The sequence below is a fragment of the Streptomyces sp. NPDC034086 genome (assembly GCF_055575515.1).
Window position 1 is genome coordinate 21,724 of the sequence record NZ_JBVISM010000017.1, and the last position, 20,072, is coordinate 41,795.

Genomic DNA, 20,072 nt, shown 5'->3' on the forward strand with positions numbered 1-20,072 from the left:
GCGGGACCAGTGCGGCCATGGGGCTCATCGCACGAGGAGCTGGGTCAGGACGAGCCGGGACTCGTGGGTCTCGACCTCGAAGAGGCCCGTGCGGTCGGCCGTCAGGACCAGGGTGGCCTCCTGGCCGGCGGGCAGGGCGAGTTCCGCGTCGTAGCCGTGGACGTGCAGGGTGTCGGCGCGGTCGCTGGTGACGCGCAGGGCGAGGCGCTCTCCTCGTTTCAGCTCGGTGCGGCCGGGGGCGGGTACCACCTTCCCGTCCCGGACGGCGAGGGTGACGGTCCGGTCGGCCGGTGGGGCCGGCCGGGTCGCCGGTGCGCCGGCCGGCGGGGACGCGGGGTGGCCGTGGGTTCCCTGGCCCGGGGGGCCCGCGGTCAGCGGCACCGCCGCCTCCACCGGTTTACCGGCCACGGCCCAGGCGGTGTGGTCGTCGGCGTACAGGCGGACGGTCAGGGTGTGCGCGCCCTCGGGCACCTGCGCCGCGGGCAGGTGGAACCAGGGGCCGTACACCCGGGCCAGTTTGCGGCCGTCGAGCTCCAGGTGGGCGTGGCCGGCGCCGGTCAGCGCGGCGCCGCCGACGCTGTCTGGGGTGAAGCGGAAGCGTGTGACGGCCAGTTGGAGGTTCCAGCCGTCCTCCGGGTCGGGGCGGGCGGTGAGCCTCACCTCGGGTGCGCCCTGGGCCGGGACCTCGCGCAGCCGGTGGCCGCCGCCGTCCTGGGCGTCGAGCAGGGTGCCGGCGCTTCCGGAGGCCTGTTCGTGGGTGGTGCCGGGTCTGTGGTGGGTGGTGGCCCGGCCTCCGCAGCTCGTCGCCGCACCGCCCGCGAGCAGCAGGAGCAGGGCCGCCAGCGCCGCCGTGCGGGCGGAGCGCCGGTGCGGGCGGGTACGGGGGACGGGCGTCGGGCACGTGTCGCACCGGGTGCGGGTCCGTGCGGGGACGGTCATTGCGGGCCTCCGGGCATGGGGCGGGCCGGCCTGGGCGGGTGCGGGGTGGTTACGCGGTGCCGCCGTCGGGGCGGGAGGAGGGGGCGGGGAGGTCGGCGGTGGTGCTCGGGGCCGGTGCGGGGCCCGCCGGGACGGGGGTGCGGTCGCCCGCCGGGCCGTCACCGGGGCCGGCGGGCCTGGCGGGCTCCGGCGGGCCCGGGCGGGCCGATGCGACGACCGCCCACAGCACCCACACCACCGCGACCAGGGCCCGCACCCAGGCGGGACTGAGCGGGATCCACGGGATCATCAGTACGGCCTTGTCGAAGGCGTCCAGCAGGGTCAGGGCGCCCAGGAGCAGGGTGAGCCGCGCCAGCCAGGGGCGTTGGGGGAGCAGCGCCAGGCCGGCACCGGTCCACCACAGGCCGAGCAGGAGCAGGGCCAGCGCCGGGACGGGGGTGGCCGTCAGGGGCATCGTGGAGCCGGCCACGTCCAGGGCCAGGCCGGCCAGTCCCAGCAGCGAGGCCACCGTGCCCGTCCGGGAGCCGCGCAGCCTGCGCCACCACAGGGTGCCGCCGACCAGCAAGAGCACCGCCGCCACCGCCACGGCGATCTGGGTCTCGACCCGTTCCAGACCACGGGCGCCGTACCAGTCGCAGCCCGCCGGGAGCTTGCGGGCCTGGACGTCGTAGTCGGCGCAGACCATCAGCTGGGTGAGCTTCACCGGTTCGCCCACCAGCCGGGCCGCGGAGCCGCTGACCCGTCCGCGTTCCTTCCCGCACTGCGGGAGCGTGCCGGGGGTGGAGCCGTCCGGGCCGTCCTGCCAGCAGTTCCCCCGGCCCTGGCCGTCCCACCACACGTCGGCGCCGTTGGGGCGGGAGGCCCCGGACCGGTCCTTGCCGAGGACGTTGCCCGCGTACCGGTTGTGGTGGGAGGTGTCGGTCTGCTTGGACCACCGCTCCTCGCCGCGGATGAAGGCAGGTACGGCGCTGAGGAAGAAGCCGGCGCGCCGGTGCCCGTACACCCAGTTGCCCTCGTAGAGGTTCCAGTTGCCCCCGGCGGTGATGACGCCCGTGCCGGGCGGCATGGAGATCTGCGGGCAGACGACCCCCTGTTCGTAGCCGCGTTCGGCGGGTGGTTTGGCGCAGGTGCCGTCGGCGACGTGGCGGTAGTAGTCGGCGTTGTTGTCGTGGATGAGGTTGCGTTCGAAGCGGGCGTGGTTCTGGGGGAGGCCGGGGTGTCCGGGGAAGGCGCTGTCCATCGAGGCGCCGCCCATGTTCTGGTCGAACTCGTTGTCGTGGACCCACACCGAGTCCCCGGCGGTGCCGGAGTAGCCGACCATGTTGTGGTGGCTGCGGCAGCCGGTGATCTCGATGGAGTAGCGGGGCACGTCGTAGCCGCGGCCGTCGTTGATGTCGGAGGCGCTGCCGGGGTAGATGCCCGAGTCGCCGTTGCCGTAGGACTCGCAGTTCTTGTAGAGGCCGTGGTCGCTGGCGAAGGTCAGGAAGCCGTACTCGTCGTTCCAGCGGGTCAGGACGTCGTCGATGACGAAGCCGTCGCCGGCGAGTACGTACAGGGCGTTGAAGGTGGTGCGCTGCGCGGTGAAGTTGCGGAAGTAGATCCCGTTGGACCGGTCGGCGCGGATGGCGTTCAGCTTCCGGTACTTGGCGTCGATGACGACGTCCGTGCGGGCGGCACCCGTGCCCTCGATCTGGAGGTTCGTCTTGCCGAGGATGGCGACGAGGTTCTGGTTGTGCCGGCACTTCTCCTGCTGCTCGTACGACAGGATCTGGTAGCCGAAGGAGGAGTTGGGGGCCTTCAGCTGCGCGCACTCCCCCGTCGGCCCGGGCAGTGACGGCTCCTCCTCGTAGAGGCCGGGCAGGATCGCGATGTTCATGCCCGGCCGGTCGACGGCGTCGACGGCCTCCTGGAGGTGGCGGTAGCCGCTCTTCTCGCAGCGTTCGTAGAGGTCGAGGTTGCGCTGCCGGAGTTCCTGCGGGAAGCCGGCCACGCGGCGTTCGAAGTCGGGCCGGCCGGTCTTGCAGACGAGCAGGTCGGGCTCGGCCGCGCGGTGGACGGGGACGGATCCGGTGCCGTCGGGGAAGGCGACGGGGCGCTCCTCGTGCGCGCGGGCGGGCGCGGCGGCGAGGAGTGACAGGAGGGCGAGGAGGGCGGCGAGGAGCGCCGCCGGCACGGCAGGGAACCTGCGGGTCCACGACATGCGCGAGAGAGTAGAGCAATGTTCATCTTTTGGGATCCCCCCGCGCACGATCCCGTGGCGCGGGCCCCGCGCACCCCTTCCCGGAGGGGATTCCGGCCGCCGGCGGCAAGACGGCGTTGACGTGGGGCGCCGCGAATCCTACTGTCGGCCATAGGATTCCTTCGACGGAGCGGGAGCAGCCCATGAGTGAGCAGGCCAGGAAGACGGCGGAGGCGCTGGAGTACCTCACCGGCTTCGGCAACGAGCACAGCTCGGAGGCCGTGCCCGGCGCACTCCCGCTCGGCCGGAACTCCCCCCAGCGCGCCGCCCTCGGCCTCTACGCCGAGCAGCTCAGCGGCAGTGCCTTCACCGAGCCGCGCCGCCGCAACCGCCGGTCGTGGCTCTACCGGATCCGCCCTTCCGCCGCGCACCCGGCCTTCACCCGGGTGGACAACGGCGCCCTGCGCACCGCGCCCTTCACCGACGCCGTCCCGGACCCCAACCGGCTGCGCTGGAACCCGCTGCCCGACCCGGCCCCCGGCACCGACTTCCTGTCCGGCCTGTGGACCCTGGGCGGCAACGGCGACGCCAGCCAGCGCACCGGCATGGCCGTCCACCTGTACTCCGCCAACGCCTCCATGACCGACCGGGTCTTCAGCGACTCGGACGGCGAGCTGCTGATCGTCCCCGAGCGCGGCGGCCTGCTGCTGCGCACCGAGTTCGGCCTGCTGAGCGCCGGCCCCGGCGAGGTGGCGCTGGTCCCGCGCGGCGTCCGCTTCCGCGTCGAGCTGCTGGACGGCGACGCCCGCGGTTACGTGTGCGAGAACTACGGGCAGCCCTTCGAGCTGCCGGACCTGGGGCCGATCGGCGCCAACGGCCTGGCCGCCGCCCGGGACTTCCGGGCCCCGGTCGCCGCGTACGAGGACAGCGAGCGCCCCACCGAGGTCGTCAACAAGTTCTGCGGCAACCTCTGGGCCGCGACGTACGACCACTCCCCGCTCGACGTGGTGGCCTGGCACGGCACGCACGTCCCGTACGTCTACGACCTGCGCCGCTTCAACGTGCTCGGGTCCATCAGCTACGACCACCCCGACCCTTCGATCTTCACGGTGCTCACCTCGCCCTCCGACACGCCGGGCCTGGCGGGCGTGGACTTCGTGGTGTTCGCCCCGCGCTGGCTGGTCGGCGAGGACACCTTCCGCCCGCCGTACTTCCACCGCAACGTGATGAGCGAGTACATGGGCCTGATCGAGGGCGCCTACGACGCCAAGGCCGAAGGGTTCGTGCCGGGCGGCGGCTCGCTGCACAACATGATGTCCGCGCACGGCCCGGACCGGGAGACCTTCGACAGGGCCAGCGCCGCCGAGCTGAAGCCGCAGAAGATCGACGACGGCCTGGCGTTCATGTTCGAGACCCGCTGGCCGATCACCGCCACCCCGCAGGCGGCGGGGGCGGAGCACCTCCAGCGCGGATACGACGGCGTATGGGAGGGTCTCCAGCGGCACTTCCGTGCCTAACATGCACCTGCCCCGCCCTCCGCACCGCCCCGGCGGCCGAGGACAGCCAGCCCCTACGGAGAACCACCCGTGACCGCCTTCGCCCCCGACTCCCTGGTGCTGAACCGGAAGCTGCCGCTCTGGTACCAGGTGTCCCAGTCCCTGCGCGCGTCGATACTGGGGCGCACGCCGGATGCCTCGCTGCGGCTGCCGACCGAGGAGCGGCTCGCCGAGCACTACGGGGTGAGCGTGCTGACCATGCGCCAGGCGCTCAAGGAGCTGGAGGGCGAGGGCCTCATCAGCCGGCACCGGCGGCGCGGCACCTTCATCGAGCCGGGTGCGACGCGCGGTGCCCCGGTGCGGCTGCTCGGCTCGGTGGACGCGATCGTGGCGCAGCAGTCGGGGGGCCGGACGACGGTGCTCGGCCATGAGCGGACGCCGGTGTCCGGGGAGCTGCTGGAGCACTTCCCGGACACGCCGGAGGTGGTCACGTACCGCAGGCTCCGGCGCGACGGCGAGAGCGGGGAACCGACGAACTGGGTGGAGAACGCGGTGCGCCCCGAGCTGGCCGGGGCCGTGGACCTGGCCGACCTCGAGCGGTGGCCGATGACGAAGGTGCTGCGCGACGTGGTCGGCGTGCGGATCAGCCGGATCACGGACACCGTCGAGGCGCGGCTCGCCGACCCCGTCACCGCCGAGCTGCTGGAGGTCCCGCTGCTGAGCCCGATCCTGCACTGCACGGGCGTGAGCTACGACGAGGACGGGCGGGTCGTCGACGTGGCCCGGATCCGCTACCGGGGCGACCGGTTCTCCTTCACGGTGACGGTCGAGGCGCCCTGACGGGCGGGGTGCCCTGACGGCCGTGGCGCCCTGACGGTGCGAGGCACGTCGTGAGGCGCCCTGACGGGCGGGGGTGCCGCGCCGCCCGCTCCGGGATCCGGGCCCGGCGCGGGCTCCGGGCCCGGCGCCCCCGGAGCGGGCGGCGCGGCACGGCCGTCACTGTCCCTTGTCGTCCTGCTCGTCCGCGGTGCGCTCGCCCTCCGCCTGGGAGGGGGTGGTGCGCGTCGTCTGCGGGTGCCGCTGGGTCTTCTCCCGCTCGTCCATGTCCTCGTCGAGCCGCTCGCCCTCGGCCTGCGAGGGCGTCGAGTACTCGTCGTACATGCTCATGGCGGACTCCTCCGTGCGACCGCGCCCGGGACCCGTGCCGTGGCCGGGCCGCGAGGTGCGGGCCGCCTATCACATACCGGGGCGGATGCGTACACAAGGAGCGTAACGCTTCGGCCGGGACACGGCCCGGCCCCCGCGGCCCGTCGCTACCATCTGCCGGGTGAGCGCTGACGTACCGCTGCTGGACGATCTGATGCCCTGGGCCGTGGGGGGCCTGCGCCTGGGCCGGGACTGGGTGGCGGCACCCGACCCCGGCACGCTCCGCGCCCGCTGGACGGCCCTGACCGGTGCCGAGGGGGCGGAGCGGGAGCGGCTCTTCCGCCCGAGCCGGGCCCGTACGCCGTCCGCCGGGGCGGCCGCCCTGCCCGGGCAGCGCTCGGTCACCGCCCGCTTCGCCGAGGCGCCCGGCCCCTTCCCCGATCCGGTACGGGTGCTCCGCGCGCCCTTCGACGAGCAGTGGCTGCTGCCCGACCAGCGGCTCATCGACTCCGCGCGCCCCGAGCTGTGGCGGGTCCGGGACGGCCGGCAGGTGTTCCTGCTGGAGGCCCCCGGCCTGCTGGCCACCGCGCACCTCCCGGCGGGCCGGCTCGGCCGGATCCGCCCGCTGCACCGGCGCCCCGGCGGGGCCGAGCCGAACCTCGCGCCGGGCCTGCTGCCACTGCTGGGCGCGCGCCTCGGCGGCCGGGTCACGGCGGAGGACGTGCTGTGCTGGATCCTGGCCGCGGGCCGGCCGGGCCCCCGGGCCTGCGAGGTCCCGCTCGCGGCCGATCCGGAGCACTGGCGGGCCGGTCTGGAGCTGGGCCGGCGGCTGCTGTCCGTCCAGCTGCGCGGGGCGCGCGGCGGGGAGGCGCCCCGGCTGCCCGGCGGCCGGCGGCCCTACGTCCGGGCGGCGGTCACCGGCTGGCCGGCGGGGCTGGGCTACGACCCGGGGACCGAGGTGCTGACGCTCGGCGACGGTGCCGTCTCCCCCGTCCCGGCGGGGGCCTGGGAGTACGAGGTCCAGGGCGTCCGGGTGCTCGAGGCGTGGTTCGCCGCCCGCTGCGCGCACCGCGATCCGCAGGCGCGGGGGCTGGAGGGGCTGGGGCCGTCCGAGTGGCCGCGGGCCTGGACCTCGGAGCTGCTCGCCCTGGTGACGACCCTGGCGCTGCTGGCGGACCTGACGCCGGAGCGGGAGGCGTTCACGCCCGGGCCGCTGCTGCCGGCCTCGGCGCTGGAGGCCGCCGGGGTGCTGCCGCCGCCGCGCTGGTCCCGGCGGCCGGCCTCGGTGCTGGACCACCAGGAGGAGGGCCCGGGCGGGCAGTTCGCGCTGCTGTGACGGGCGGGCGCCGGGGCCGGACGGGCGTCGGGCCGGCCGGGGCCGGGGCGGGCGGTTCGCTCGGCCCCGCCGGGTGGGCGTCGGGCCGGGGAACAGGACGGGCGTCGCAGGCGGACGGCACCCGCGGCGCCCACCTGCGCGCGCCCCCGGAGCAGCCCGCCGCACGGCAGGCGCCTGCCGCACGGCAACTCCTCCGCACCCCTACGAGTGTGCATCCACGGGACACCGGGGCCGGGAGCGCGGCGGCCCGCCGGGCGCCGCCCGCCCCCAGCCGGCCGGGGCCCGGACGGACACGCCGGCTCCGGCCGCCCGGGCGCATCCGGCCCGCCCCGGCCGCCCGGCCGCCCGGCGCTCCGGGCCGCCCGGCCCCGCATCCGATCCGTCAGCGCGCGTCCCACGCCGTCAGCAGACGGGACACCATGCGGTCGAACACCTCCGCCATGTCCGTCCCGGCGGCCGTCACCGGCGTGCCCTCGGTGAGGGCCGCCGCGAGCCGGGGGTACTCCCCCGTCGCCAGCCGCGAGCCGAGCCAGGCCGCGCGTGCGCCCGCTTCGGCGGCCTCGCTCCAGGGCAGTGAGCGGGCCCGTTCGGCCAGGGCCAGCTCCCCCGCCACGAAGGTGGCCACCGAGCCGTTGATGGCCGCGATCAGCTCCAGCTTCTCGCTCCCGGGCACCTCCAGGGGCTCCAGGCAGGCCATGCTGTGCTCCAGGTACCGCAGGGCGTTGGGGCTGAAGCCGTAGACCGGGCTCAGCAGCCGGGGCACCCAGGGGTGGCGGCGCATCACGTCCCGGGTCTGGCGGGCGAGGGCGAGCAGGTCGGTCCGCCAGTCGCCGCTCGGCGGGGTGAGGTCGTACTCCCCGCTGACCGCGTCGACCATCAGCTCGTACAGGTCCTCCTTGCGGGGGACGTAGTTGTACAGGGACATCGTCCCGGCACCGATCCCGGACGCCACCCGCCGCATGGAAACGGCCTCGATCCCCTCCGCGTCGGCGATCCGCACGGCTTCGGCCGCGATCGAGTCGCGGCTGTGCGCGGGCCGGGGTCCGCGGCCGGCCCGTTGCGGGCGGGCCCAGATCACTTCGGGTTCAGCGGGGCTCCGGCCGGCTGTCATCCGTCACATCACCTCGTCGTCGTCTCGGCCACCATCTTAGTTACGTACGGCGTACGTAGTGCGGTAGGGTGCGCCGCATGACAACTACGTACGCTGTACTGAGTGAGGGTCTGGAGAAGCACTACGGCGAAGTGCGCGCCCTGCGCGGCCTGGACCTCGCCGTACCGGAGGGCACCGTCTGCGGAGTGCTGGGTCCCAACGGGGCGGGGAAGACCACCGCCGTGCGGATCCTCACCACCCTCACCGCACCCACCGCCGGGCGCGCCCTGGTGGCGGGCCACGACGTCACCGCCGACCCGGCCTCCGTACGCCGCGCCATCGGGGCCACCGGCCAGTACGCCTCGGTGGACGGCGACCTGACCGGCCGTGAGAACCTCCGGCTCTTCGCCCGCCTCGCCGGACTGCGGGGGCGGGCCGCGCGGGAGCGCGCCGACGAGCTGCTCGAGCGCTTCGCCCTGGGCGAGGCCGCCGACCGGGTGGCCTCCACCTGGTCGGGCGGCATGAGGCGGCGCCTGGACCTGGCCGCCGGACTGGTCACCCGTCCCCGGGTGCTGTTCCTGGACGAGCCCACCACCGGCCTGGACCCGGCCGCCCGCGAGCAGATCTGGACGGCGGTACGCGACCTCGCCGACGGCGGCACCACCGTGCTGCTGACCACCCAGTACCTGGAGGAGGCCGACCGGCTCGCCGACGGCATCGTGGTCGTGGACCGGGGACGCGCCGTCGCCACCGGCACCCCGGCCGCCCTCAAGGCCCGGATCGGCGCCCACGCCGAGGTCACCGTCGCCGCGGCTCCCGCCCTCGCGGGCGCGGCCGTCGTCCTCGACCAGCTCACCGGCGGCCGGCCGGTCCTGGACGGGGAGCGCCTCACGGTCGGGGTGACCGTGCTGGACGGCGGACTCACCCTGCCCCGGATCATCCGGGAGCTCGACGCCGCCGGGATCCCGGTGACCGACGCGAGCCTGCGCCCGCCCACCCTCGACGAGGTGTTCCTGCGCCTCACCCGGACGTCCGCCCCCGCCGACGACAAGGAGCGCGCGGCATGACCACCCTGCTCTCGGACGGCGGCGCCGTCCTCACCCGCCAGCTCCAGAAGGCCCGGCACGCACCGGCCCTGCTGGTCCTGACCCAGACCATGCCGATCGTGATGCTGCTCTTCTTCGGCTACGTGTTCGGCAGCGCGCTCGCCCTGCCCGGGGCGGACTACCGGGAGTTCCTGGTGCCCGGGATGCTCGCCGCGACCGCCGCGAACGGCCTGATGACCGGCATGTTCACCGCCGCGCAGGACGCCCACCGGGGGGTCATGGACCGCTTCCGGACCCTGCCGATGAGCCGGACCGCGGTCCCGCTGGGGCAGACCGCCGCCGACCTGCTGACCACGGCGGTGTCGATGGTGCCGCTGATGCTGGTGGGGCTGGCGATGGGCTGGCGGGTGGAGACGGGGCTGCCGGGTGCGCTGGGGGCGCTCGGGGTGCTGCTGCTGTTCCGCTTCGCCACCGCCTGGGTGGGCACGTACATCGGCCTGGCGAGCCGCAGCGAGGAGGCCGCGGGCCAGCTGGGCAGCGCCACCTTCGTCCTGCCGATGCTGTCCAGCGCCTACCTGCCGACCGGCGGACTGCCCGGCTGGCTGCGGGCGGTCGCGGAATGGAACCCGATCAGCGCGGTCGCCACCGCCGTGCGGGAGCTGTGCGGGAACACGGGCGGCGCGGCCGCCGCCGCGGACTCGGCCTGGCCGGCCGCGCATCCGGTGGCGGCCGCGGTGCTGTGGTCGCTGCTGCTGCTGGCCCTCTTCGTACCGCCGGCCACGCGCCGGTTCGCGCGCGGCCGCGACTGAGGAGCGGTCGGGCCGGGGTGCGGGGAGGGCGTCACGGGGCCGACGGGGGCGGGCATTGCTCACAACCCGGGCATCGCGCCGGGCTCCCGGTCCGGGCACGGTGACAGAACCGGCTTCCACCCGGTAGGCAGACCCCATGGCTACCGAACCCCTCCCCCTCGCGGGCCTCACCGTCGTCGCCGTCGAACAGGCCGTCTCGGCCCCCTTCGCCACCCGCCAGCTCGCCGACCTCGGAGCCCGGGTGATCAAGGTCGAGCGGCCCGACGGCGGTGACTTCGCCCGCGGCTACGACACCGCCGCGCAGGGCCTGGCCTCCCACTTCGTCTGGGCCAACCGCGGCAAGGAGTCCCTGACGCTGGACCTGAAGGACCCGCGGGGGCTGGAGGTGCTGCACGGCCTGCTCGACGGCGCGGACGTGTTCGTGCAGAACCTCGCCCACGGGGCCGCCGCCCGGCTCGGGATCGACGCGGCCGCGCTGTGCGCCCGCTACCCGCGCCTGGTCGCCGTGGACATCTCCGGCTACGGCGCGCAGGGCCCGTACGCCCACAAGCGGGCCTACGACATGCTCGTGCAGTGCGAGGCGGGGCTGGTCTCGGTGACCGGCACCCCGGAGCGGCCGGTGAAGGCGGGGATCCCGGCGGCGGACATCGCGGCCGCCATGTACGCCTTCTCGGGGGTGCTCGCCGCCCTGCTGCGCCGTGGCACCACCGGGCGCGGCGGGCCCGTGGAGGTGTCGATGCTGGACGCGCTCGCGGAGTGGATGGGACACCCGCTGCACCACACGATGCACGGCGGGGAGCAGCCCGCGCGGACGGGCCTCGCGCACGCGGTGATCGCGCCGTACGACGCCTACGCGACGGCCGACGGGGACCGGGTGCTGCTGTCCGTGCAGAACGACCGGGAGTGGCGGCGCCTCGCCGTCCGGGTCCTGCACCGGCCGGACCTGGCCGAGGATCCGGCGTACGCGACGAACGCGGCCCGCACGCGGGGGCGGGAGAAGACCGACGCGGTGGTGGCCGGGGCGCTCGCCGTGCTCGGGGCGGACGAGGCCGTCGCACGGCTGGAGGCGGCCGGGATCGCCTGCGCGCGGCTCAGCTCGGTGGAGCGGCTCGCCGCGCACCCGCAGCTCGCGGCGCGCGACCGCTGGCGGGAGGTGGGTTCGCCGACGGGCCCGCTGCGGGCACTGCTGCCGCCGATCGGGCTGCCGGGTGGTGCGGAACCGCCCATGGGGGCGGTCCCCGCGCTCGGCGAACACACCGACGCCCTGCTGCGCGCCCTGGGGATGACGGACGCGCAGATCACGGCACTGCGCCGGGACGGTGTGATCGCCTGAGGCCGGGGTGGCGCCGGGGATTCCCGGAAAACACCGGACGCGGGGACGGGGCCGGGGTGCGGCCGGACGGGGGACCGGCTGCGCGGACGGTCAGGAGCGGCGGCTGCCGAAGAGCGTGCGCCGCAGCCTGCGCAGCGGGGCGAAGAGCGCGACGCGCGCGCTCCGGCTCCGCTGGACGTGGGTGTGGTCCCGCGAGGTCAGCTCGCGCATCAGCAGGGTCGCCTCGGCCACCTCGTGGTGCGGGGCGGCGGGACCGCCCAGCACGGCGAGGTGGCGGTCGAGGCGCGAGCTGACCGCGCTGCCGCCGCAGGTGATGGCAGGCACGCGGGGCGGCCTGCTGCGCATTGCTATCTGTTCCATGTCTCTCCCCACCCGTACGAGGGCACCCGGCCCGGGCAGGGTAACCCTATCGCCCCCGTAACGCCCGCGGGTATCCCGGTGGTGTGAATTACCCCTGTAATTACGGGTAGTTGACGGTTACTCAGCGGAGTTGCCGGTCACTCTCCGTGCCGACGGGCCGCTGTGCGGGGCGATGCTCGGCACTCGGTGACGGTGCCGTCACGACGGGGGCCGCACGGCGCGTCCTGCGCTAACTTGGAGTGATCACCCGGTGACGCAGGGGGGTTCGCGTGGTGGAGAACGGAAGCGGGGACGCCGGGCGTGTCATCGCCGGCCGGTACCGGCTGCTCGACGTGCTGGGGCGCGGCGGCATGGGCGTGGTCTGGCGGGCGCGCGACGAGGTGCTGGGCCGCGAGGTCGCCGTCAAGGAGGTGCGCGCGCCCGCCGGGCTGGACGGGGCCGAGGGCGAGCGCATGTACCGGCGGCTGGAACGGGAGGCCTGGGCCGCCGCCCGCGTCTCGCACCGCGGGGTGGTCATGGTCTACGACGTGGTGGGCGAGGACGGCCGTCCGTGGATCGTGATGGAGCTGGTGCGCGGGCTCTCGCTGGCGGAGGTGCTGGAGGGCGAGGGCCCGATGAGCCCGCAGCGCGCCGCGCACATCGGCGAGCAGGTGCTGGCCGCGCTGCGCTCCGCCCACGACGCCGGGGTGCTGCACCGGGACGTGAAGCCCGCCAACGTCCTGGTCGCCAATGACGGCCGGGTGGTGCTGACCGACTTCGGTATCGCCCGGCTGGAGGGCTCCGCCGCGCTCACGATGACCGGCGAGGTGGTCGGGTCGCCCGAATTCCTGGCTCCCGAGCGGGCACTGGGGAACGAGCCGGGGCCGGAGTCGGACCTGTGGTCGCTCGGGGTGATGCTCTACGCGGCCGTGGAGGGGGTGTCGCCCTTCCGGAAGGACACCCCGCTGGCCACGCTGCGGGCGGTGGTGGACTCGGAGTTGCCCCCGCCCCGCCGGGCCGGGCCGCTGGAGCCGGTGCTCGAGGGGCTGCTGCGCAAGGACCCGGCCGCGCGGCTGCCCGCCGCGGAGGCCGCCCGGATGCTGCGGATCGTCGGCGCGGGCGGGGCCGTACGGGACTCCGGCGGGCCGGTGTCGGGGCCGGGCGCGCCGACGGCCGCCGCGCGGGCGGGTCACGGCGCGGGGTACGGGCCGACCCCGCCGATGCCGATGCCGGTTCCCGAGACGGGGCGCGGTCCGCGGGAACGGGAGCCGGAACGCCGGGGGCGCGCCGGGCTGGTCCTGGCCCTCGGGATCGTGGTGCTGCTGGCGGTGCTGGTCCTGCTGGGGTGGCTGCTGCTGCGGAACACCGGGAGCGGGAAGGACTCCGGCGCCACCCCTCCGCCCCCGGCGCCGTCCTCGGCGTCCCCCTCGGCCCCCGCCTCCGCGTCGGCCTCCGCGTCCGCGTCCGCCACTCCCGCGCAGGGCGTCACCCTGTACGTCCACACCCTGCGCCCCTCGTACAGCGGGAGCTGCCCGCCCCCCGAGGTGGTCGCACCCGCCTTCACCGGCACCATCGAGGTGGCCCGGACCCCGGCGGTGGTGGAGTACCGCTGGGTCAGGCGCGAGGGGGGCGGGGCACCGGACGACGGCTGGCGGAGCATCACGTACGAGGAGGGCGGGGCGCGCACCCGCCAGCTGAACCACACCGAGCCGGGCGACCCGGCCGGCGCGAGCGTCCGCGACGCGGTCCGGCTGGAGGTGCGGGCACCGGCGCGGACGGTGTCGGCCTGGCTGGAGTACGCCCTGACGTGCGAGGAGGAGACCCCGACGGGCGGGGCCTCCTCCCCCGGCTCGCCGGGTTCACCGGCCGTGACACCCGGCCCGACGCCGACGCCGACGCCGACTCCGGCGCCGGGCACGGGCGTGGGCCCGTAGGCCGCGGGCCCGGGGCCCGGGACCCACGCCCTGACGGCCCGGCCTACGGGCCGTCAGGCGTGGATCCTCAGACGGTGCCCGAGAAGACGGGCAGGTAGCCGCCGGACTGCCCGGCGGCGGTCGGGTGGTACGACTCGCCGATGTTGGTCCAGTTGACGCTGTGCAGCCAGGGGCTTCCGGAGCAGATCTCGTGCCCGGTGAAGGCTCCGACGACCGAGGCGAAGGCGTAGCCGTGGTCGGCGGCGCGTTTGGCGATGGCGGCGTTGAGGTGGTCGGCCGCGCCGTTGATGGCGGTGCGTTCGACCTCGGTGAGACCGGCGACGCAAGTGCCGTTCAGCTTGTAGAAGCGGGGGTAGCCGAGGACGACGACCCTGGCGGCGGGGGCGCGGCCGCGGATGGCGCCGTAGACCTGGTCGAGCTGGCCGGGGAGGGTGGTGTCGACGTACCGCTTGGCCTCGTTGACCCGGCTGACGCAGGTGGACTCGGACTGCAGGACACAGGTCGTCATCACGTCGGAGAAACCGGCGTCGTTGCCGCCGACGGTGATGCTGACCAGGTCGGTGCCGGAGTTGAGCGGTGCGAGCTGGTTGGCGAGGACGTCACCCGTGCGAGCGCCGGAGCACGCGGTGAAGGCGAAGGTCTGCGGGGAGTGGGCGGCGGCCCACAGGGCCGGGTAGGCGCGGGTGGTGCGTTTGCAGCTGCCGCTGGAGCTGTCGTAGTTGCCGGCGCCGACGCCGGAGGAGTACGAGTCGCCGAGGGCGACGTAGCCGAAGTCGGCCTCGGCGGCGGCCGCCTGGCCGGCGCCGAACAGGGCGGCGCCCGCGGCGAGTAACAGGGAGGAGGTCAGGGCAGCGAAACGCGGCATTCTCTTGCTCATGTGGGTGCGGCTCCTTGTGGGGGGTTACTCCTGAGTCCGTGGTACTAGGAGCCGACGCTGTCTGGAAGTGTCCATGCCAAGAATGTTCGGGGTGGGATTCGCGTGGGCGCGTGGCCGGAATCTTCACGCGCGAACGGGTTTGAAGAGGGAACCCGAGCACCCGATCCGGCGAAACACGGGTGCGTGGGGGCAGTTCGTGCCGGATCATGGGCGCCATGCCAGCAGACCCGCATGACGCGCTGCCGATCCGGCTCCATGTCGACGACAGCGACTCGCCGTCGGACGTCGTCGACGCACTGTTCCTCGGCCGGTTCGCGACCGGCGAGCAGCCGTACGCGCGGAGCGTGACGATCGAGCGGGTGAGGCCGGAAGCCACCCTGCTGCCCCCGCGCGCCACCGTGCTCCGCGCGGCGCGCGACACCGACCGCAGCGCCACCCTCGCCGAGGGCGAGGGCTGGACCGTACTGGTCTCGCGCTGGAGCCGGGGTGCCGACGTGACGGTGACGGCGGTGAGCGACGAGCTCGCGGAGAAGGTCCTCGGCGAGGCCACGGAGGGGGCCCGGGACGAGCCCGAACCCCAGCCGGAGAACGTCACGATGGGCTTCTGGTACGTCTCCCCGCGCCGCGGCCCGTACCGCACGACCCGGCAGATCTCCGCGGGCACCTGGGACGAGGTGCGGCCGAACTACACGGCACCGGTGGCCACGGCGATGGACCGGCTGATGAAGGTCACCCCGGACGACATCGCGGGCCGGCTGCTCCTGCTCCACGGCCCGCCGGGGACCGGCAAGACCTCGGCGCTGCGCACGCTGGCGCGGTCGTGGCGGGACTGGTGCCAGGTCGACTGCGTGCTGGACCCGGAGCGGCTGTTCAACGACGTCGGCTACCTCATGGACATCGCCATCGGCGAGGACGAGGGCACGGCGAAGGGCCGGTGGCGGCTGCTGCTGCTGGAGGACTGCGACGAGCTGATCCGCGGCGAGGCCCGGCACACGGCGGGGCAGGCGCTGTCCCGGCTGCTGAACCTGACGGACGGTCTGCTGGGACAGGGCCGCAACGTCCTGGTCGGCGTCACGACGAACGAGGACCTCGAACGCCTGCACCCGGCGGTGGTCCGCCCGGGGCGGTGCCTGGCCCGCATCGAGGTCGGCCGGCTGACCCACGGGGAGGCGGTCGACTGGCTCGGTACGGACGAGGGCGTCTCCCGCGAGGGCGCCACCCTGGCCGAACTCTTCGCCCTGCGGCGGGGAACGGGCCCCGCCGCCGTACTGCCGGCGCAGCCCTCCTCGGAGGCCGGCCTCTACCTCTGATCCCGGGGGGCCGGCGGGTCAGGAAGCGCCGTAGCGGGCGCGGAGGGCTTCGGTGGCGGCGGCGAGGGCCTCGGTCTCGGTGAGCCCCAGACGGTGGGCCCGGTCCGCGAAGGCCTGCGCGGCGGCGGCCGCCTCCCGGGAGGAACCCTCCGCCGCCGCGACGAACGTCCCGTTGCGGCCCCGCGTCTCGATCACCCCGTCGGACTCCAGCGCACGGTAGGCCTTCGCCACGGTGTTCGCGGCCAGCCCCAGCTCCTCCGCCAGCCCCCGCACGGTCGGCAGTTTGTAGCCCGCCGGCAGTTCCCCCGACCGCGCCCGGTCGGCGATCTGCGCGCGCAGCTGTTCGTACGGGGCGGCCGAGCCGGCCGAGCCGTCGATCCTGATCCTGAGGTTGGTCGAGGTCACGCCGCCGATTGTCCCCCACGCCCGGCGCCCACCGGAAAAATCGGCGGCGCCGCGGGCGCACCGCCCGTAACGTCCGCCCCATGACCATCCACGTCCGTGACATCCGCCCCGACGACGTGCGCGACGCCGAGGCCGTCGTACGGATCCGCCGCGCGGCCCTGCCCTACCTGATCACCACCGCGGCCGGCGTGGCCCACGAAGTGGCGTCCGCGCCCCCGGGGAAGCACTGCCGCCTGCTGCTCGCCGAGACCCCGGACGGCCGTCCCGTGGGTACGGCCGAGACCGGCCTCGCGTACGACGGCCCCGGTCCGGGGCCGTCGTACGCGAACGTCTACGTCGACCCCGCGCACCGGGGGCTCGGCGCCGGGTCCGCGCTGCTGCGTACGGCCGAGGAGCACCTGGCGGGGCTGGGCGCGGAGGCCGCGTACGCCTGGGTGCTGGACGAGCCCGCCCACCGGGGTTTCGCCGAGCGCCGCGGCTACCGCCCAGGCCGCTCCGCGCACTTCCTGCGCCTCGACCTGACGGCCGGTTCCCTTCCCCCGCTGCCCCGGGAACTGCCCGCCGGGGTGGAGCTGCGGCCCGGTTCGGCCTTCGCCGCCGACCCCCGCCCGCTGTACGAGGCCGACGTCGAGGCCAGCGCCGACGAGCCGGGTGACGTACCGGCGGATCTGGACGACTATGGGGACTGGCTGGACGGCGTCTGGCGCCGGCCGACCCTCGACCACGAGCTGACGACGGTCGTCCTCGTCGACGGAGCGGTGGCGGCCTTCACCGCCGCGCGGACGGACGGCGCGACCCGCTACTCCTCGGCGATGACCGGCACCCTGCGGGCCTTCCGCGGCCGCGGGCTGGCCAGGCTGGCCAAGACCGACTCGCTGCACCGGGCCAGGGCGGCCGGGTACACCGAGGCCTTCACCGGCAACGACGCCGGGAACGACCCGATGCTCGCGGTCAACTCGCGGCTCGGGTACGAGATCTGCGCGACCGAGACGCGCCACACGAAGACACTGGGAGCGCCGCGATGACCACGTCCTGGACCGTGACCCTCACCAAGGCCGGCCGCACCAAGATCAGCTATCCGGCGGCGCAGGTGGCCGACGACGGGGACCGGATATCGGTGCGCGCCCCCTGGGCGGCCGAGGGGGTGAAGGACTTCGGGTTCGTCCGCTTCGAGCCCGGTGACGTGTTCGTGGAGCACTTCTGGCGGACGCGGTGGTACGCCGTCAAGGAGGTGTGGACCGGGGAGGGCGTCCTCAAGGGCTGGTACTGCGACGTCACCCGCCCGGCCCTGGTCCGCGGGGGCGAGATCGTGGTCGAGGACCTGGACCTGGACCTGTGGGTGCCGGCGGACGGCTCGGACGTGCTGCGCCTGGACGAGGACGAGTTCGCGGACAGCGGGCTCGCCACGAGCGACCCGGAGGCGGCGGCCCGGGCCGTGCGGGCGCTGGACGCGCTGGAGGAGCAGGCCAGGACGCCGGAGGGTCTGTCCGGGCTCCTCGTCTGACCGCGGGGCGTTCCCCTGAGGCTCCCCTGAGGCTGCCCTGAGGCCGTTTCCTGAGGGGCTTCTTACCCCTGCCTTAAGCGGATCCTAAGGATCCCTTCCGGCGGCCCGAACCCGGCGGAACCCGTGGTCCGGAGGGCTAGCTTGGCCGGGCCAGGACAGGAAGGGCCGCTGTGCGCCGCCGGGGGGCGGCGCACAGAAGCCCGATTCCGGTTCCTCCCGCGCTCCCCGCCCCGCGTCCGAAGGAGATCCCGCCCATGCCCGCACGCCCCGCCCGTACGACCGCCCGTACCGCCGTCCGTACCGTCGCCGCCGGACTGGCCCCGCTCGCGGTGGCCGCGTACGCCGCCGCGCCCGCGGCGGCCCACGGTTCGATGACGGACCCGGTCAGCCGGGTGGCGGCGTGCTACGCGGAGGGCCCGGAGGCCCCGAAGTCGGCGGCGTGCGGGGCGGCCGTCGCGGTGGCCGGGCCGCAGGCGTTCTACGACTGGAACGGGGTGAACATCGCCCATGCGGGCGGCCGGAGCAGGTCGCTGATCCCGGACGGACAGCTGTGCTCGGCGGGCAACGCCAAGTACAAGGGGCTGGACCTGGCGCGGGCGGACTGGCCGGCCACCCCGATGGCGTCCGGGGCGCACACCTTCCGCTACAAGGGGACCGCCCCCCACAAGGGCTCCTTCGAGCTGTACGTGACGAAGGACGGCTACGACCCGTCCAAGCCGCTGAAGTGGTCCGACCTGGAGCCCGCGCCGTTCGCGAAGGCCACCGATCCCGGCATGCAGAACGGCGACTACGTCTTCAGCGGCACGGTCCCGAAGAAGACCGGCCGCCACCTGATCTACAGCGTCTGGCAGCGTTCGGACAGCCCGGAGGCCTTCTACACCTGCTCGGACGTGGTCTTCGGCAAGGACGGCGGCGGTACGGCAGACCCCGCCCCCGGCACCCGGCCCGGCGGTTCGGCGGGAGCCGGCACCGGCACCGCGACCGCCACCCCCACCGCCACCGGGCCGGCCGGCCCGGCCGAGCCGCCCAAGGCGCCGACGGACCGGCAGATCTCCGACGGCGCGGGGAAGTCCACGGTCGAGCACCACGGCCACGGCGACGACGACCCGGCCACGAACGGCCGGAGCGCCCCGTCCCCGGTCACCGCCTCCCCGGCCGCCGCGGCGCCCTCACCGGCCGGCGGCACCGGCGGGGACCTCGCCGAGACCGGTGGCAGCGCCGCGACCCCGGTGATCGCGGTCGCCGGGGCCGGGGTGCTGGCCGTCGGTGCGGCCGTGCTGTTCGGTCTGGCCCGCCGCCGGGCGGCCGGGGGCGCCTCCCGGCGGTAGCCGCGAGGGCGCCGGTGCGGCCGCCCGACGGGTGCCGGGCGAGCCGCCGACGGGTGCCGGGCCGGCCGCCCGCGCCTCGGGCTCAGTCGAAGACCGAGGCGCAGGTGGTCGGTTCGGCGTGGGCGGGGTCGAGGGCGTTGAGCGCCTCGTGCCAGGCGATCCGGTCCGTCAGGCCGATGGTCACGTGCTCCGAGAGGTCCAGGGCGCACAGGTCCTGGAGCACCACGTTGCGTACGTCCGGACCGTCGAGGAAGGCGCTCCGGTACGGGGTGACCACTTGGTCGTACCGGGTGGCGATGACGGTGTACTTCACACCGGGGACGGTGTCGCCGCCCTCGTTCAGCTTCTGCTGGAAGGCGGAGCCGGCGATCTGGTCGGCGAGCCCGGGGGTGGCGGTGCTGATCAGGTGTTCGGCCCCGGGGAAGTACGGCAGGAGCTGGGTGAGCCCGGACAGGGTGGTGCCGTGGTTGTCGGGGGCGAGACCGACGAGGGCGTTGACCTTGGCGGCGCCGCCGAGGAACTTGAGGTAGTAGCGGGGCATCATGCCGCCCTGGGAGTGGCCGACCAGGTCGGCCTCGGCCGCGCCGGTGGAGGCCAGGACCTTGTCGACGAAGGCGTCGAGCTGCCCGGCGGACTCCTCGATGGGGCCGAGCCCGTTGAAGAGGGGCACGCCGGGCAGCTGGCCGTAGTCGAGGGAGTAGACGCAGTAGCCGCGGTGGACCAGGTAGGGGGCGAAGCCGAGCCAGTTGTCGACGGAGTTCCCGAAGGTGCCGTGGACGAGGACGATGGGGCGGGGATGGGCCGCGGACGGCTTGCAGGACCAGTTGTTCCAGCCGCTGCTGGGGGCGGAAGCGGCCTGGGCCGCGCCGGTGGGGGCGACGAGGGCGGCGGCGGTGAGGGTGAGGACGGCCAGCGGGCGGAGCAGGCGTCTCCAGGGCAGCATCGTGTGACCTCCGTGGGGGACCGCCCAGCGGTGACTGGGGGCGGGTCAAGGGGAAAGA

19 protein-coding genes are annotated in these 20,072 nt (G+C 75.0%); 11 read left to right on the forward strand and 8 right to left on the reverse strand.

What is annotated here, in order from left to right; translation table 11 throughout:
* Window positions 1–24: 24 nt before the first annotated feature.
* Together ACZ514_RS28025 and ACZ514_RS28030 are read right to left on the reverse strand one after the other, a co-directional pair.
* Window positions 25–939, reverse strand: a complete 915-nt coding sequence (locus ACZ514_RS28025; RefSeq protein WP_469125971.1) for a cupredoxin domain-containing protein — start codon at window positions 937–939, stop codon at window positions 25–27.
* A gap of 49 nt (window positions 940–988) precedes the next feature.
* Window positions 989–3,139: a right-handed parallel beta-helix repeat-containing protein gene (locus ACZ514_RS28030; RefSeq protein WP_469125972.1), complete on the reverse strand. Its 2,151-nt coding sequence runs from the start codon at window positions 3,137–3,139 to the stop codon at window positions 989–991.
* 182 nt (window positions 3,140–3,321) lie between these two features.
* Here ACZ514_RS28030 and hmgA point away from each other — a divergent pair, with 182 nt between their 5' ends.
* Together hmgA and ACZ514_RS28040 are read left to right on the forward strand one after the other, a co-directional pair.
* Window positions 3,322–4,635, forward strand: coding sequence for a homogentisate 1,2-dioxygenase (gene hmgA / locus ACZ514_RS28035; protein WP_468173223.1), 1,314 nt, complete (start codon window positions 3,322–3,324; stop codon window positions 4,633–4,635).
* Window positions 4,636–4,704: 69 nt separating this feature from the next.
* Entirely contained in the window at window positions 4,705–5,454 is a 750-nt protein-coding gene (locus ACZ514_RS28040) for a GntR family transcriptional regulator (RefSeq protein WP_468173225.1), read from the forward strand.
* A 156-nt stretch (window positions 5,455–5,610) separates the two neighbouring features.
* Here the strand turns inward: ACZ514_RS28040 and ACZ514_RS28045 are convergent, their stop codons facing one another.
* Entirely contained in the window at window positions 5,611–5,781 is a 171-nt protein-coding gene (locus ACZ514_RS28045; RefSeq protein WP_468173227.1) for a hypothetical protein, read from the reverse strand.
* Window positions 5,782–5,974: 193 nt separating this feature from the next.
* On the opposite strand from ACZ514_RS28045, the gene ACZ514_RS28050 reads away from it, so the two are divergent.
* Entirely contained in the window at window positions 5,975–7,096 is a 1,122-nt protein-coding gene (locus tag ACZ514_RS28050) for a type ISP restriction/modification enzyme (RefSeq protein ID WP_469125996.1), read from the forward strand.
* 382 nt (window positions 7,097–7,478) lie between these two features.
* Here the strand turns inward: ACZ514_RS28050 and ACZ514_RS28055 are convergent, their stop codons facing one another.
* The gene (locus ACZ514_RS28055; protein WP_469125973.1) at window positions 7,479–8,207 is read right to left on the reverse strand and encodes a TetR/AcrR family transcriptional regulator; all 729 of its coding nucleotides are present in this window, start codon (window positions 8,205–8,207) and stop codon (window positions 7,479–7,481) included.
* Between the two features lie 77 nt (window positions 8,208–8,284).
* Here ACZ514_RS28055 and ACZ514_RS28060 point away from each other — a divergent pair, with 77 nt between their 5' ends.
* The 3 genes from ACZ514_RS28060 to ACZ514_RS28070 all read left to right on the forward strand — a co-directional run bounded on the left by ACZ514_RS28060 (window position 8,285) and on the right by ACZ514_RS28070 (window position 11,374).
* Window positions 8,285–9,253, forward strand: a complete 969-nt coding sequence (locus tag ACZ514_RS28060) for an ATP-binding cassette domain-containing protein (RefSeq protein WP_469125974.1) — start codon at window positions 8,285–8,287, stop codon at window positions 9,251–9,253.
* Window positions 9,250–10,041, forward strand: a complete 792-nt coding sequence (locus ACZ514_RS28065) for an ABC transporter permease (protein ID WP_468173233.1) — start codon at window positions 9,250–9,252, stop codon at window positions 10,039–10,041. Before ACZ514_RS28060 ends, ACZ514_RS28065 begins: the two co-directional genes overlap by 4 nt.
* Window positions 10,042–10,177: 136 nt before the next feature.
* Window positions 10,178–11,374, forward strand: a complete 1,197-nt coding sequence (locus tag ACZ514_RS28070) for a CaiB/BaiF CoA transferase family protein (RefSeq protein WP_469125975.1) — start codon at window positions 10,178–10,180, stop codon at window positions 11,372–11,374.
* Between the two features lie 90 nt (window positions 11,375–11,464).
* On the opposite strand, the gene ACZ514_RS28075 is transcribed toward ACZ514_RS28070, so the two are convergent.
* Window positions 11,465–11,734, reverse strand: coding sequence for a hypothetical protein (locus ACZ514_RS28075; protein WP_468173237.1), 270 nt, complete (start codon window positions 11,732–11,734; stop codon window positions 11,465–11,467).
* Window positions 11,735–12,084: 350 nt separating this feature from the next.
* Between ACZ514_RS28075 and ACZ514_RS28080 the strand changes: the two genes are divergently transcribed.
* Window positions 12,085–13,647, forward strand: coding sequence for a serine/threonine-protein kinase (locus ACZ514_RS28080; protein WP_469125997.1), 1,563 nt, complete (start codon window positions 12,085–12,087; stop codon window positions 13,645–13,647).
* Window positions 13,648–13,714: 67 nt separating this feature from the next.
* Here ACZ514_RS28080 and ACZ514_RS28085 read toward each other — a convergent pair whose 3' ends face one another.
* On the reverse strand, window positions 13,715–14,524 hold the full coding sequence (locus ACZ514_RS28085; RefSeq protein ID WP_468173239.1) for an SGNH/GDSL hydrolase family protein: 810 nt from the start codon (window positions 14,522–14,524) through the stop codon (window positions 13,715–13,717).
* Window positions 14,525–14,739: 215 nt separating this feature from the next.
* Here ACZ514_RS28085 and ACZ514_RS28090 point away from each other — a divergent pair, with 215 nt between their 5' ends.
* Window positions 14,740–15,834, forward strand: coding sequence for a DUF5925 domain-containing protein (locus tag ACZ514_RS28090; RefSeq protein WP_468173241.1), 1,095 nt, complete (start codon window positions 14,740–14,742; stop codon window positions 15,832–15,834).
* An 18-nt stretch (window positions 15,835–15,852) separates the two neighbouring features.
* Here ACZ514_RS28090 and ACZ514_RS28095 read toward each other — a convergent pair whose 3' ends face one another.
* Window positions 15,853–16,239, reverse strand: coding sequence for a GntR family transcriptional regulator (locus tag ACZ514_RS28095; protein WP_468173243.1), 387 nt, complete (start codon window positions 16,237–16,239; stop codon window positions 15,853–15,855).
* Between the two features lie 80 nt (window positions 16,240–16,319).
* On the opposite strand from ACZ514_RS28095, the gene ACZ514_RS28100 reads away from it, so the two are divergent.
* The 3 genes from ACZ514_RS28100 (at window position 16,320) to ACZ514_RS28110 (ending at window position 19,071) form a co-directional block, all read left to right on the forward strand.
* The gene (locus ACZ514_RS28100; protein WP_468173245.1) at window positions 16,320–17,264 is read left to right on the forward strand and encodes a GNAT family N-acetyltransferase; all 945 of its coding nucleotides are present in this window, start codon (window positions 16,320–16,322) and stop codon (window positions 17,262–17,264) included.
* Window positions 17,261–17,743 carry a ribonuclease FAU-1 family protein gene (locus ACZ514_RS28105; protein ID WP_468173247.1) on the forward strand — a complete coding sequence of 161 codons (483 nt, stop codon included), beginning with the start codon at window positions 17,261–17,263 and terminating at the stop codon, window positions 17,741–17,743. The genes ACZ514_RS28100 and ACZ514_RS28105 overlap by 4 nt, the downstream gene beginning before the upstream one ends.
* A 254-nt stretch (window positions 17,744–17,997) precedes the next feature.
* Window positions 17,998–19,071: a lytic polysaccharide monooxygenase gene (locus ACZ514_RS28110; RefSeq protein ID WP_469125976.1), complete on the forward strand. Its 1,074-nt coding sequence runs from the start codon at window positions 17,998–18,000 to the stop codon at window positions 19,069–19,071.
* A gap of 82 nt (window positions 19,072–19,153) precedes the next feature.
* Here the strand turns inward: ACZ514_RS28110 and ACZ514_RS28115 are convergent, their stop codons facing one another.
* On the reverse strand, window positions 19,154–20,014 hold the full coding sequence (locus tag ACZ514_RS28115) for an esterase/lipase family protein (RefSeq protein ID WP_469125977.1): 861 nt from the start codon (window positions 20,012–20,014) through the stop codon (window positions 19,154–19,156).
* Window positions 20,015–20,072: the final 58 nt, after the last annotated feature.